The sequence below is a fragment of the Hungatella sp. SL.1.14 genome (assembly GCF_024460495.1).
GTDB classification, from domain to species: Bacteria; Bacillota; Clostridia; order Lachnospirales; family Lachnospiraceae; genus Hungatella; species Hungatella hathewayi.
Window position 1 is genome coordinate 1 of sequence record NZ_JANFYJ010000506.1, and the last position, 289, is coordinate 289.

At 44.3% G+C, this 289-nt stretch carries 1 pseudogene; it reads left to right on the forward strand.

Going from position 1 to position 289, the window contains the following annotated elements:
- Positions 1–104: 104 nt before the first annotated feature.
- Positions 105–289, forward strand: a pseudogene (locus NE473_RS32035) (carbohydrate ABC transporter permease); the annotation flags it as partial.

Consider the following 289-nt stretch of genomic DNA (forward strand, 5'->3'; position numbering starts at 1 on the left):
CGATATCGGGTGCTGTATTTCTGATACAACGCCCCGATATCGAACACCATCATGGGGAGGACGGCAGTTTCTGTCCTCCCTGATTTTACAGGGAGGTAATAACGATGAAACGCAAACGATTGAGATATGCGAAATGGGGCTACATATTCTGTGCTCCGTTTGTACTGGGATTTCTGATCTTTTCCCTGTATCCCATTATCTTTACCGGGGTGATCGGATTTACAGATTTTAAGGGAATGGGAGCCGTGGATTTTAACTTTCTGGAAGATCCGTTTCAGAACTTTAAAAC